Source organism: Metabacillus sp. SLBN-84 (assembly GCF_053629595.1).
This window is the reverse complement of the sequence record NZ_JBRJIP010000001.1, coordinates 925570-938379: the sequence shown is the minus strand read 5'-3', so window position 1 is coordinate 938379 and position 12810 is coordinate 925570. Positions and strand designations below refer to the sequence as shown.

The following is a 12810-nucleotide window of genomic DNA, read 5'->3' as shown; positions in this document are numbered from 1 at the left end:
ATTGCAAGTATTTGCTGCGTTTGATCACTGCACATATCTGGAGCTTGCGATTTCCAAAATCGAGCAAGAAGGTATACATAAAGAAAGAATTCTTGCTGTGCCTTTAAAAGCGAATGACGATTCCGTCAAATTGATGGATTCTATCCATCATTCAGATGGCATCAGTCTTTTTGATACAGGTGCAGCCCTTGCTACTGCATTTGCCGTCATTGGCGTCAGCATCGGGTTTAAGCTGGCATGGGGACCTGTTTACTGGGGTCTGATCGGGGCAGGCAGCGGTCTGCTTTTAGGCTTTTCCATCAATTTGTTCTACTATACGGTCATAAAAAAAAGAAAACTTAAAATTGGCGGAAGCGCCAAAAAAACCGAAGTCGTCCTTGTTATTGAATGCCGTGAGGAAGTGTTTTCACGCGTGGAAAAAATATTGAAGGAACACTATGCACTGGGAATTGGCTATATAAAATAAAACAGGCAGCCGCATGAATCCGGCTGCCTTTCTGTATGTTCTAATTTGTTAAAACGGCTGCTGCATCAGGCTTCAAGTTCAACTTGAGAAGAATCGCCGTTATACACATCCGTATCAAGTTCATTTGTCGCCTTTCCGGTAAGCACTCCGGCTGTCATGCTTCCGCTGACATTCAGCGCCGTACGGCCCATGTCAATTAAAGGTTCAACTGAAATTAAAAGACCTGCCAGAGCAATCGGCATGTTCATGGTTGAAAGAACGAGAATGGCCGCAAATGTAGCCCCTCCCCCAACGCCTGCAACACCGAATGAACTGATGGCAACAACTGCAATAAGGGTGAAAATAAATGACGGGCTGAGCGGATCAATCCCGACTGTCGGCGCAATCATAACCGCCAGCATGGCCGGATAAATGCCGGCACATCCATTTTGCCCGATTGTAAGACCAAATGAACCTGCAAAGTTTGCAATTCCTTCAGGCACACCAAGCTTTTTCGTCTGTGTGCTGATATTAAGCGGCAGCGTGCCTGCACTTGTACGTGAAGTAAATGCAAAGGTAAGGACAGGAAATACTTTTCTTACATACGTAACCGGGTTTAACCCTGCAAGTGTAAGCAGCAGCAAGTGAATAATAAACATAACGAGAAGTGCGACATATGAAGCGATAACAAATTTTCCAAGCTTCAAGATGGAATCAAGGTCGCTTGAAGCAACTGTTTTCGTCATAATTGCAAGCACACCATACGGAGTCAGACGCAGAATCAACGTAACGACGCGCATAATCACGGCATAAAAAGCATCAACTATTTTAGCAAACAGCTCCGCATGCTGGGGCTCTTTTCGCTTAACCCCAAGAAACGCAAGGCCAAGAATAGCTGCAAAGATCACAACTGCAATGGTTGAAGTCGGACGGGCACCTGTGAGGTCAAGGAACGGATTGCCCGGAAGAAGTTCAAGAACCTTCTGCGGGAAGGTCTGATCCTGAATTTCCGTATATGTAGCGTCAAGAGCTTCTCCTCTGGCTGTTTCAGCCTCTCCCTGCTCAATTTGAACCGCTTCTAAATTAAATCCAAGCGACGTTCCAATGCCGATTGCGGCGGAAATGGCTGTTGTTCCAACCAGAATCCCCAAAATCAGGATGCTGATTTTTCCGATATTTCCTGAAAGCTTCAGTTTCGTAAACGCACTGAGGATTGATATGAATACAAGAGGCATGACGATCATTTGAAGCAGCTTGACATAACCGCTCCCCACGATGCTGTACCAGCCGATTGATTCAAGAAGAACCTCGTTTTCCGGCCCGTAAATAAATTGAAGGGCAAAGCCCAGGACAATCCCGAGACCAAGGGCTGCAAACACCCTTTTAGAAAACGAAACGTGTTTCTTTTGCATATAAAAAAGCAAGAATATGAGTCCAAGAAGAACAGCAATATTCACAATTAACAAAAATGCTGACATAGCATTTCCCCCTAACATTTTCCTGTAGTATTAGAAAAATATAAATCAATTAAACCAATCAGTCAAGTAGGAATTACCGCCGGCCAACACTCAAACTTTATGTCCGCTTTTAATGAATTATGCCTTAATGGTTCCGCTTGCGCCCGCAATCTCATAATTTATGAGAGCAGCTTTAAAAGGAGGAGCGTGTCTGACGTGATAAAAATTAAAAATGCCTATCAAAATGAAAATATCTTAAATACGAGTGTATTAACCGCCGAGCAGAAAGAGATTCTTGATCTGATGGTAAAGTATGAAGAGGTTTATTCATATGAGCATTTCAGCCAGTTCAAATTCGAAATGGATCTGCGGACCGAAATTGTAAAAGCATCCTCCGCCCTTTATCAGAGCGGGGTCAAGTTCACGACGTTTGAGTATTCCAAATGCAATCCGGTTTTTTGGGACCTGACGAGCCAGGGAGCCATAGTCATTAAGCCCGGCGTTCCTCCTTCAGTCGCCTTGATGGACGTTTACAACAATGGCGCCCTATATGCATTTGAATGTGCGACTGCAATGGTAGCCGTTTTTTACAGAGCCGTGCTGGAAATGATTGAAGAGTCCTATTTCAACCGCCTGTTTGACGGGATGATTCTATATGACTGGCACTATGATGACGATCTAGGGGTTTTTACGAGAAGAGGAAATGATTTTCTTCCAGGTGACTGCCTGTACTTTAAAAATCCTGATTTTGATCCTGAAAAGCCGCAGTGGCGCGGTGAAAATACAATCGATCTTGGCTATGACCTATACTACGGACACGGAATCGGCATTAAAGATTCTGAGGGCATCATAACCTCCCTGAACAAATACAGAAAGCAAGGTGCTGTGAGATCAGCCTACCTTCTTTCTCAGGTTACACGGCTTGATTACAGATACTTGTATCCGTATAAACGGAGTGACAGAGAGGAAACAGGCGCCTATCCGATTGCAGATGGAACCATTACGGCAACGAGACTGGGGGACGTATTTTATTTAAAATCCTGATTTTCCCAGAACAAAAGCGGAAGCGCCAAGGCCCGCTCCGATAGGCAGATAAGAATCCGGCGGAAAAGTCCGGGTTTGACTTTTTTGACGGATTTGTTCTGACAGAGGATCTAGGCGCTTCCGCTAGCCGAGGATAACTTTGTTATGTTATCCACAGCCTTTTAACTTAATAATTTCCTAGACAACAAAAAAAGCCGCCCTTATTTCGGCAGCTTCAGCTGATCATTATGAAAATATTTGCGCTGCAAGTAGTACTGTTCACGCCCAAGATATTTATTTACCATCAGCTCCATTTCGCCAAGGTCATTTCTTGTCACGAGCGGATCGAGCTGATTCCACTTAACAACTCTAATAAAGTAGTAATCTTTAATGGGGGTGAACAAAACGGGGGAATTCGGCCATTGATCAAACCAGAATTCGATTCTTCCCCTTTTCTTGTACGAATAATGAATAATCTTCATTTTCATCACCTGTTTTAAGAATACATGTTCTCCTTTGAAAAAGAAAGCTTTAATCGGCTGATCCGCCTCTTAAAATCGCTCTGACAGGACTTCCGTCACCGTCCGTAAGTTTTAGCGGCAGAGCTATCAGCTCATAGGTCCCTTCTTCAGCCGAAGTCAGATCCAGCCCCTCTAAAATAAAGATGGACTGCTGAAAAAACGAGTGATGGGCAGGCAATTCTTTGCTTTTCATAAAATCGACCGAAGGGACATCGACTCCAATCAGCTTAATGCCAAGGATTCCAAGGTACTCTGCAGCATCAGGGTGAAAATAAGTGAACTCTTCGGGAAACCGGTTTGAATCCTCCCAGGAATCAGTCCGGATCAGCAGACGTTCTGTTCCCGCAAGATCCATTTTCTTCAGAATGTGAGCAGTAATGACCTCCTGGCCGCGAATGTGAATGACTTTTGCCGTGCCGCAGTAAATGGAGAGATCAAGTTCATGAATCCGCTTCCCTTCCGAGTCAAAATGATAGGGGGCATCTACATGAGTTCCCGTATGGGTGCTCATCTCCACCTTCCCGACATTAACGGACCCGCTCGCTTCTTTCGTCCACATCAGTTCAAAATCAAACGGAGTATCCCCCGGCCAGACAGGCGTGCTGTTTTGCAGCGGTCTTGAAATATCAATGATTTTCATGCAATCACCTCCCGAATATTTTCAAACTGCTCATATCGTTTTTCCCTCATTATCGTTTTTAGAAACTGCACGGTCTTCCAAATATCTCCATAAGAAGTGTAAAAAGGTGCAGGGGCCAGTCTGATAATATTCGGAGACCTGTAGTCAGGAATCACTCCATCCTGTTTCAGCGCTTTGCAGATTCTTGCAGCCTCAGGATGCATGAGAGCAACATGACCTCCGCGCCGTGCATCTTCCTTCGGGTTTACAATCTCAAATGAAAAACCTGATAGCTCTTCTTCGATTAAATCCATCATCACTCTGGTCATACTCAGAGATTTCCTGCGGATGGCAGCCATCGTTGCTTCCCTGAACATCTCTAGAGATGCAGATAAGGGCGCTGAACTGAAGATATGCGGAGTTCCAATTTGATAGGCCCCTGCAGAGTCTGCAGGAGTAAAAGTATGCTCCATATCAAACTGCTGCTCTTTATTTGAGCCAAACCAGCCACTCAGCCCGGGTCTCTTTCTGCCAAGATGCTTTTCATGGACAAACAGTCCTGCTGCGGCACCCGGTCCTCCATTGACATATTTATAGTTGCACCAGTAAGCAAAATCAGTCCCCCATTTGTGCATCTCATGAGGAATGGCCCCTACTGAATGGCAGCCGTCAAAGCCGATGATAATCCCCCGCTCGTGAGCAGCCTTCGTAAGCCTTTCAATATCAAGCAGCTGGCCGCTTCTGTACAGAACAGTCGGCAGAACAGCCATCGCCACATCTTCTGTCATGCAGGCAATAATCTCGTCTTCATCAAGCGTCTGACCGTCTTTGCTTTTCACCTTGACTAAGTGTGTATCAGGATTTAATCCTTTTAAAGACAGCTGACTTTGAAGAGCGTAAATGTCAGAAGGAAAATTCAGTTCATCCGCAAGAATTTTCGTCCTTTTTCCTTCTGGCTTGAAAAAACTGGCTGCAAGCTGATGAAGGTTTACCGTAGTAGAACCTGTCACAATGACTTCATGCGGCTTTGCCCCCACTAAAAAAGCCGATTGCCCGCCAAGTGTTTCAGACAGGTAGTACCAAGGTTTATCGCCTTTCGTCCAGCCGTCTATTCCGTGCTCCTTCCAGGCCTCAAGCATTTGGAGCAATGCAGCTTCAGTCCGCTTTGATGGCAGTCCGAGCGAATTGCCATCCATATAGATGATGCCTTCTTTCAAGTAAAATTCCTGTCTGTAGCAGGCCAGATCATCCTGCTTATCAAGTGCTGCCGCTTTATCTGGATCCATAGCGGGAAGCCTCCTTCATCCGGATTTCAGTTTGACTGATTAACTGATTTAAAAGGACGTCTGCCGGCACTTTTTCATGAATCAACCTTAGCCCCTGACCGGCCCAGACTGACATATTTTCAGTATTGCCTGTCTCAGAAGCCTCGCTTCTCAGACGCTTGGTCAGATTGTTTTGCAGAGGATAAGGGAGGACATCTGATTCATAAGGCTCCATTTTTCGGATAAAGTCATTTGAAATTCCCCGCGCATATTTTCCTGAGAATGCTTTCGTCAGTACCGTCTGAGCTTCTGTGCTTGAGACTATTTTGTCTTTATATGCTTCCGCTGCACCGCTTTCAGTACATGGAATAAACGCGCTCCCCATCTGCACTCCCTCTGCACCGAGCATAAATGCCGCTGCAATTCCTCTTCCATCCGCTATGCCGCCGGCAGCAATCACCGGCACCCTAAGCGCATCTGCAGCCTGCGGAATAAGCGCCATGGTTCCGACCCCTGCATCCCGAGAGTGATGGAAGGTTCCGCGGTGTCCTCCTGCTTCACTGCCCTGCATGACAATCAGATCTGCTCCAAGTTCTTCAAACATAAGCGCCTCGTCAACGGATGTCGCCGTGCCAATTACAGTCCTGCCTGCTTTTTTCAGTTCTGCTGCAGCTTCTTTTGAAGGCAGCCCGAATGTAAATGAACAGACAGGCACCTCCTGCTGAAGAATGACTTCAAGCTGCTGTTCATAATTATGGCGGTTTTCTTCATCTGAATAAGAAAGGTCTTCCACGGGGAGTCCCCATTGCTTAAATCGGTCCGTCATCCTTTTTACCTCTGCCTCACTGGCATAGACCTCTTTTTCAGGCACAAAAAGATTGACGCTGAACGGTTTCCTCGTCAAGCCTTTTATTTTTACAACCTGCTCCTTAAGCTGTTCCGCAGTTAAATAACCTGCTCCGACAGATCCCATCGCTCCGAAGCCGCTGACCGCAGCCGCCAGTTCAGGTGAAGTAATTCCTCCCGCCATCGGTGCCTGAATAACCGGATAAGTGATGCAAAGCTTGCGGCTTACAGCTGTTTCATTCCATCCCATACATATTCCTCCTCATCCAGAACTGAACTGCCTACCTTCTTCTACATGCATGCAGCCGTTCCCTGCCGGATCCAGGAGGAATGATCCGGAGCAAAATCCGTTCTCCTTTTACCCGGTTGTGCTAAAATGGTAAAAAATAGACACTCAAAGATAGGAGCTGTTTGAAGTTGGATGAGCTGTGTCCCCTTTGCAACCCCCAAATGATAGAAGATCAGAAAATTGTCCTGTCCAACGACCATTGTCTCTTTCTTCAGATGCCCCAAAACATCCTTATTGGATCAGGCCTGATCGTCCCTAGAGAGCACCGCCCTACTATGTTTGATTTAACGCAGGATGAATGGAATGCAACATACAGTCTGCTTCAGGAAGTGAAAGAGCTGCTCGATCAAGAGCACGAGCCTGATGGCTATACGATCGGCTGGAATACAAATGAGGCCGGAGGGCAGCATATATTTCACACCCACCTTCATATCATCCCCCGCTTCAAAGACGAACCGTATGCCGGAAAAGGCATCAGGTACTGGCTGAAGGGCAGGGAGAATCTGCGGCCTTCCCTCTCGGACGAAGATTAAAATCGGTCAAACTTGGGTAAAAAAAGAGAAAGACCGCTGACAAAGGAGTGTTACCGATGATCATTGTATACATAAGCATTGCGCTTGTTGTCCTGGCCCTTATCTATCTAGGTGTCTCATCCATCCGCACCTTCAAAAAATCCCAGCCTGTCATTCAGGATCTCCAGGAAACGGCAAACCGCCTTCAAAAACAAACCGAAAGCATTCAAAATGAAACAACCAGACTCTCCGCCACTCAGGAAAAAATTATGTCTGACGTAGAGTATAAGAAGAAAACCGTTCAGGAAACAATCGAAATTGCGAAAGAAACACCGGAAACTCTAAAGAGCTTTAAAGAATTTATTCCTTCTAAAAAAGAAGAACGCGCCGCACACAGGGTTCGGGGCTGAGAGGAGCAGATCACTTTGGTGGTCTGTTTTTTTGTGTGGAGGAGGAGCTGCTGGGGATGTGATTAAAACATTTACTCAGATTAGTTCTATCAAATAGAAGATTTTTTCTTTTGGTGGTTCTTATCATGCTGTTGGGTTCCATCAAGCACGAGATTTTTTCTGTTGATGGTTCTTATCAGTCTGTTCGGTTCCATCAGGCACAAGATCTTTTCTGTTGATGGTTCTTATCAGGCTGTTCGGTTCCATCAAGCACAAGATCTTTTCTGTTGATGGTCCTTATCAGGCTGTTGGGTTCCATCAAGCACAAGATCTTTTCTGTTGGTGGTCCTTATCACACTTATTAGTGCCAGCAAGCACGAGATCTTTTCTGTTGATGGTTCTTATCACGCCTATCAGGACCATCATGCTTGTGATTTTTTCTGTTGATGGTTCTTATCACGCCTATCAGGACCATCAAGCTTGTGATTTTTTCTGTTGGTGGTTCTTATCACGCCTATCAGGACCATCATGCTTGTGATTTTTTCTGTTGGTGGTTCTTATCACGCCTATCAGGACCATCATGCTTGTGATTTTTTCTGTTGGTGGTTCTTATCAGGCTGTTGGGTTCCATCAAGCACGAGGTCTTTCCTGTTGATGGTTCTTATCAGGCTGTTCGGTTCCATCAAGCACAAGATCTTTTCTGTTGATGGTTCTTATCACGCTTCGCTTTTTGTGCCATCAAGCTCAGGCTCCTTCCAAGCTGATGTTCTTATTTCACAACAAAAAAAAGCACTGATTTTCATCAATGCTCACATCCACCATGTTTCTCCGATTTTCATGACGTTAAGCTTATCAGGGTCAAGTGCACGCTTCTCCCATTCTGCAAGCAGCCTCTCCAAAGCTTCAGGTCCTGTATCGTCGGCCAGCCTGAATGCACCGTAATGCATGGGAACAAACGGTCCTTTCGCGTTCAAATCAAGGTACGCTGTGACTGCATCCTCGGGATTGATGTGCGATACCTTCATAAACCACTCAGGCTCGTAAGCTCCAATGGGCATCAGAACGGCATCGACAGACATTTTTTCTCCAATTTCTTTAAAGCCGCGGAAGTATCCGGAGTCACCGGCAAAATAAATAGAGTGGCCCCTGTGTTCAATGACCCATCCTCCCCAGTGGGAAGTATTTGTATCCCACAGGGTTCTGCGCGTCCAGTGCTGAGCAGGAACGAATGTAAATCTGACGTCCTCTTTGTCATAGGCTTCCCACCACGCAGCTTCTTTCACGTTCTTATACCCTCTTCTTCTGAAGGAAGCACCAAGACCTTCGGGCACGTAAAAAACCGGGTCCCCCTTGAGCTTTCTGATCGATGCAAAATCCAGGTGATCATAATGTCCGTGAGATATCAGGACAGCGTCAATTTCCGGAAGTGCCCAGATTGGCATGCCTGGTTTCGTCAATCTCCTCTGCATGCCCATCCGCTCCGCCCAGACCGGGTCAGTAAGGATATTGATGCCGCCAGTCTGAATCAAGAACGTAGAATGGCCAATCCAGGTCACACTGTTTTTTGAACGGTTAGCCGACACTTCTTCCGACTGAGGATTATCCAGCCTTTCAATGGAGACCGACAAATCCTTCTTTTTCGCTTTTCGCTCCTTCATCCATTTTCTGAAATCAGAGAAGCTTTTCGTATTTTCCACTCCGTCTAAGTTACGATATCTTTTCCCCATCTGCCTGCACCTTTACATAAAATGTCCGGGTTCTCGGCCCGTCGAATTCACAGAAGTAGACTCCCTGCCAAGTTCCGAGCAACAGACGCCCTTCTGTAATAATCACATGCTGCGAAGAGCCGACTGTGCTCGCTTTCATATGAGCAGCGGTGTTCCCTTCCGCATGCCTGTCCTTTTCTTCAAACCACGGATAGACTTCGTCAAAGCGTCTGATCATGTCTGTTTTCACATCAGGATCCGCGTTCTCGTTGATTGTGATTCCTGCAGTGGTGTGCGGACAATAGATGACAGCAGTTCCTTCCTTGAAGCCGTATTCCTGAATCAAGTCCTCAACTTGTACAGTGATATCAATCATTTGATCTCTGCTTTTCGTTTCCAGTTTAAATGATTTAAGCACGTTCATCCTCCCTTTCTTTTTAATGCTTCCTTTTCTAAAGGATAGCTTATTTCCAAAGGATGATACAAGAAACGAACCCTGTACTCAGGGTTCCATCTCGGAAAGACTGCTCTTTCGGTCCAGAATCGTTTTTATGACAAGCTTTATTAGTTCACCGGGCTGATACGGTTTAATCAAACAGCCTGCTGCGCCAAGGTCTGCTGCTTTATCCTTTTCATTAAGAGCTGTTGATATAAAAACTGGAATTTCTGCAAGATGCGGGACCTGTTTTAATCGGTCTAGAACATCCCACCCGTTTAAATCATCATCAGAAAGCAAAATATCAAGAACGACAGCATCCGGCCTCAGTGAAACCGCCTCTTCCAGAGCCTGGTCGCCCCTCAGCATCACGGCTGTGCTTAGTCCCATTTCCTCAAACTCTGCTTTAAGCAGACTTGCAAAGTTTTCGTCATTTTCAATAATCAGGATATTGGCAGATGACGATCCATCAGTTTCAGGGGCAGGTGAATGACCTGAGGCATCATGCAATGGCAATGAAACAGTAAACGTGCTTCCTTCCCCAATCTTTGAATGAACGGAAATCTCGCCGCTGTGTGCTTTTATGATTTCTTTCACGATTGAGAGTCCAAGGCCTGTTCCGCCAATTTTTCTGCGGTCGGAATTGTCTGCGCGGTAAAATTTCGTAAACAATTTGTCCTTTGCATCTTCAGGAATTCCAAGCCCTTCATCTTTTATCTCCACTTTCAGCCAACCATTCTCTTCAAACAGAATAACCGAGATATTTCCGCCGTCCGGAGAATATTTGACGGCGTTTCCGGCAAGATTCTGAAAGGCCTGCTTTAACATATCTCTGTCTCCGAGAACCATGGCGTTTTTGGCGCTTGTATGAAAATAAAACCGGTGATCTGATGTCAGGATCTGCTGTTCTTCAACGACTTCCCCGAGAATGACGGAAAGATCGCCAAGCCTCTTTTCATAGGTCTGTTTACCTGATTCCAGCCTCTGAACATCAAGAAAATTGTTAATTAGATTGGTCAGACGCTTACCTTCCTGATAAATGGTCGATAAGTATTTTTTCCTTCTTTCCGGTTTCAGGTCTTTATACAGCAGCAATTCCGTAAAGCCAAGGACGCTTGCAAGCGGGGTCCTGAGCTCATGGCTGACCGTGCTGACAAATTCAGACTTCATTTGATCCACTTCGTACTCTTTCGTAATATCGCGGTGGACCATTACCGTTCCAAGGCGCCGTCCATTCCTGTATAACGGTTCTGCATAAAGGTTTACTACGGTCCCATTATTCATTCTATAGGTAAAGCTGTCCTGCACAGGTTCACGCGAAAAAATGACCCTTTCCAAAAATCTCCCAAGCTCCACAGGATCTGACACGACAAAAGAGAAATGGCTGAACCATTCATCAAATGAGGCAAAAGCCAAATCCTCGCCTCTGCATAAAAGCATGCTGCTCATGGTTGTGTTAACTTGCAGACTTACACCGTTCAGATCAACCAGCTGAATGCCCTCATGGATGGTATTCAGAATGTGTCTGACCATTTCCCTGTCCTGTTCAGCCTGCTCGTAAAGCTTCAGCTTGTCCAATGAAAGAGCAATGTTTTTGGTCATTGATGTGTATTCAGCTATCTCTTTTTCACCGAACTCCTCATTAAACTTCGTGAAGATCATGATCGCTTCCGTACGTTCACCGGATGAGAGAACCGGCAGATAAAGATCATAGGAATACTGCGGTGATTCGTGGTATCCGGTTTCCTCAGGATCTGCAAGACGCTTATAGACTTTTGCCTGCTTTGTCTTTTTCACTCCATCTATGAGCCCTGAATTCATATTGCCAAGAATGGTTCTGACCGCCGTTTCTGACAGTGATACCGCTGCATAGTGTTCAGGCTGATCAGCCATGACGACAATGCCCCTATCTGCTTTTGAAATACGGCACATGGCAGTGATTATGCTTATCAAAAGCTTTTGCTTATCAAGTGTATTTGCTATGCTGTTGCTTAGTTCATTACGGAGTGTGAGCTGCGACTCTCTTTCCCACATTTTTTCAAGAGCTGAACGCAGTTCATCCTGCTGAACCTGAAGTTCGTCCTGCTGGGCGATCAGTTCTTCATTCTGAGCTGTTAAATCCTGTTCTTTTTCAGCAATGCTTTTGCTCATTTTTGAAAAAGCAACATGCAAAAGCCCCAGCTCATCCTGCCGGTTTGAGCTGCTGTCAAAAATGACATCCTTGCCTGCTGCAATTTCACCCGCTGCAGCTGTAAGGATTTGAAGAGGCTCCTGCATTTTTCTCAAATATCTTCTAATCATCGCAATCAGCGTGCCAATCATGAAAACAAGCACGATAAGAAACAAAATCTGACTGATAAACAGGCTGCCGGTAAACTGCTCCCTGTTTTCATTGATTTCCCGATCAATTTTGGCACTGTAATCTTCAAGTCCTGTCTGAAAAACTCTTACTCTTTCAGATCCTCCTTCAACAGCTGTTCTGGTTACTTCGGATGTATTTCCCCGTTCATATGCTGCTACCGTTTTCGGAAGAAGATCCAGAAAATAGAGTTGATAAAAGGTGCTTGCCTGCTGAAGAAAGGCAAGATCATAGTCATTTTCAGCAAGTGCTTCCAGATCTTCGTATGCCTTCAGGACGGTCTCTTTTTGTTCCATTCCCCTGTTGTAATAAAGTTTGTTTTTGCCGTTCTGACCATAGGCGAAGTAGGCCCTGAATTCGGAAATCGCCTTATTGTAGGAATCGTTCAGGACAATCGTTGCATTTTCTTTCAAATCAAGCTGACGGTTGCGTTCTTTAAATTCTTCAGTTATGGCATTTTGCCAGAAGACATAAACGCCAATTACTATGGAAAACAGAATAATTGCCGCTGCTGCCATCAGCCCAAATTGCCTCGTGACACTCTTCTTTACCAATCTATTAATCACTGCTTAAAATCTCCTCCACTTTGTCCATAAGCATGAGCGGACTGAATGGTTTGGAAACAAATTCATCCGCTCCTGCCTTGAGGACGCTCTGCTGATCGGCAGCCTGGCTTTTGGCGCTCAGCATCATCACTTTCGCTCCGGACTGTTTTGGATGCTTCTTGATTTTCTTAATGAGCTCCATACCCGTGTACACCGGCATCATATAATCGAGGATGATCAGCTCATATTCATGCTGCTGAATAAGCCTGTATGCTTCTTCCCCGTCTGATGCTTCATCTATCTGGTGCCCGTTATCCTCAAGTGTATCTGTTATAAGCATGCGAAGAACTTCCTCATCTTCTGCAAGAAGAATTCTGGCCATTGTCTGTGCCTCCTTG

At 45.5% G+C, this 12810-nt stretch carries 13 protein-coding genes; 4 read left to right on the top strand and 9 right to left on the bottom strand.

Annotation, left to right across the window (positions count from 1 at the left end):
* Position 1: 1 nt before the first annotated feature.
* Positions 2 to 466 (top strand): hypothetical protein, encoded by a 465-nt coding sequence (locus tag RKD52_RS04560; RefSeq protein WP_454098838.1) that lies wholly within the window; start codon positions 2 to 4, stop codon positions 464 to 466.
* A 65-nt stretch (positions 467 to 531) separates the two neighbouring features.
* Here the strand turns inward: RKD52_RS04560 and RKD52_RS04555 are convergent, their stop codons facing one another.
* Positions 532 to 1923: an L-cystine transporter gene (locus RKD52_RS04555; RefSeq protein ID WP_454098837.1), complete on the bottom strand. Its 1392-nt coding sequence runs from the start codon at positions 1921 to 1923 to the stop codon at positions 532 to 534.
* A 195-nt stretch (positions 1924 to 2118) separates the two neighbouring features.
* Between RKD52_RS04555 and RKD52_RS04550 the strand changes: the two genes are divergently transcribed.
* On the top strand, positions 2119 to 2946 hold the full coding sequence (locus RKD52_RS04550) for a protein-glutamine gamma-glutamyltransferase (RefSeq protein WP_454098836.1): 828 nt from the start codon (positions 2119 to 2121) through the stop codon (positions 2944 to 2946).
* 200 nt (positions 2947 to 3146) lie between these two features.
* On the opposite strand, the gene RKD52_RS04545 is transcribed toward RKD52_RS04550, so the two are convergent.
* Genes RKD52_RS04545 through RKD52_RS04530 form a run of 4 tightly spaced genes read right to left on the bottom strand, consistent with a single transcriptional unit; the run spans position 3147 to position 6426 of the window.
* Entirely contained in the window at positions 3147 to 3407 is a 261-nt protein-coding gene (locus tag RKD52_RS04545; protein WP_342825373.1) for a hypothetical protein, read from the bottom strand.
* Between the two features lie 49 nt (positions 3408 to 3456).
* Positions 3457 to 4086, bottom strand: a complete 630-nt coding sequence (gene kynB / locus RKD52_RS04540) for an arylformamidase (RefSeq protein ID WP_454098835.1) — start codon at positions 4084 to 4086, stop codon at positions 3457 to 3459.
* Entirely contained in the window at positions 4083 to 5351 is a 1269-nt protein-coding gene (gene kynU / locus RKD52_RS04535) for a kynureninase (protein WP_454098834.1), read from the bottom strand. Before kynU ends, kynB begins: the two co-directional genes overlap by 4 nt.
* Positions 5338 to 6426, bottom strand: a complete 1089-nt coding sequence (locus tag RKD52_RS04530; RefSeq protein WP_454098833.1) for an NAD(P)H-dependent flavin oxidoreductase — start codon at positions 6424 to 6426, stop codon at positions 5338 to 5340. Before RKD52_RS04530 ends, kynU begins: the two co-directional genes overlap by 14 nt.
* A gap of 200 nt (positions 6427 to 6626) precedes the next feature.
* On the opposite strand from RKD52_RS04530, the gene RKD52_RS04525 reads away from it, so the two are divergent.
* Together RKD52_RS04525 and RKD52_RS04520 are read left to right on the top strand one after the other, a co-directional pair.
* Positions 6627 to 6998 carry an HIT family protein gene (locus RKD52_RS04525; RefSeq protein ID WP_454101139.1) on the top strand — a complete coding sequence of 124 codons (372 nt, stop codon included), beginning with the start codon at positions 6627 to 6629 and terminating at the stop codon, positions 6996 to 6998.
* A 56-nt stretch (positions 6999 to 7054) separates the two neighbouring features.
* On the top strand, positions 7055 to 7387 hold the full coding sequence (locus tag RKD52_RS04520; RefSeq protein WP_342825365.1) for a DUF948 domain-containing protein: 333 nt from the start codon (positions 7055 to 7057) through the stop codon (positions 7385 to 7387).
* 788 nt (positions 7388 to 8175) lie between these two features.
* On the opposite strand, the gene RKD52_RS04515 is transcribed toward RKD52_RS04520, so the two are convergent.
* The 4 genes from RKD52_RS04515 to RKD52_RS04500 all read right to left on the bottom strand — a co-directional run bounded on the left by RKD52_RS04515 (position 8176) and on the right by RKD52_RS04500 (position 12794).
* Entirely contained in the window at positions 8176 to 9093 is a 918-nt protein-coding gene (locus RKD52_RS04515) for an MBL fold metallo-hydrolase (RefSeq protein WP_454098832.1), read from the bottom strand.
* Positions 9074 to 9490, bottom strand: a complete 417-nt coding sequence (locus RKD52_RS04510; protein ID WP_454098831.1) for a secondary thiamine-phosphate synthase enzyme YjbQ — start codon at positions 9488 to 9490, stop codon at positions 9074 to 9076. Before RKD52_RS04510 ends, RKD52_RS04515 begins: the two co-directional genes overlap by 20 nt.
* Positions 9491 to 9574: 84 nt before the next feature.
* Positions 9575 to 12433, bottom strand: a complete 2859-nt coding sequence (locus RKD52_RS04505; RefSeq protein WP_454098830.1) for an ATP-binding protein — start codon at positions 12431 to 12433, stop codon at positions 9575 to 9577.
* Complete coding sequence (locus RKD52_RS04500) at positions 12426 to 12794, bottom strand: response regulator transcription factor (RefSeq protein ID WP_454098829.1); 369 nt, start codon at positions 12792 to 12794, stop codon at positions 12426 to 12428. Before RKD52_RS04500 ends, RKD52_RS04505 begins: the two co-directional genes overlap by 8 nt.
* Positions 12795 to 12810: the final 16 nt, after the last annotated feature.